The organism is Mesorhizobium sp. M7A.F.Ca.MR.148.00.0.0 (assembly GCF_003997735.1).
In the GTDB taxonomy this organism is placed as follows: domain Bacteria; phylum Pseudomonadota; class Alphaproteobacteria; order Rhizobiales; family Rhizobiaceae; genus Mesorhizobium.
The window spans coordinates 1-211 of the sequence record NZ_RZTB01000790.1 but is presented as its reverse complement, the minus strand read 5'-3'; the positions used below and the strand labels follow the sequence as shown (position 1 = coordinate 211).

General features: G+C 66.4%; 1 protein-coding gene. It reads left to right on the top strand.

Features of this window, described 5'->3' with window-relative positions; genetic code table 11:
* Positions 1-211, top strand: a 211-nt coding sequence (locus tag EOB49_RS36280) for an ABC transporter permease subunit (RefSeq protein ID WP_127383602.1), incomplete at both ends; no start/stop codon positions are given.

Below are 211 nucleotides of genomic sequence, written 5' to 3'. Positions count from 1 at the left end.
GAACTCGATGCCTTCACTGCCGGCATCATCGCGCTGACCAATCTGGCCGCCTGCTTCATCTGCGAGATCGTCGTCGCCGGCATCCGTTCGGTACCGACCGGCCAGGTCGAGGCAGCTCTTGCGTCCGGCCTGTCGCGCTGGCAGCGTATGCGCCAGGTGGTGCTGCCGCAGGCGATGCGCATCGTGTTGCCGCCGCTGGTCGGGCAATATG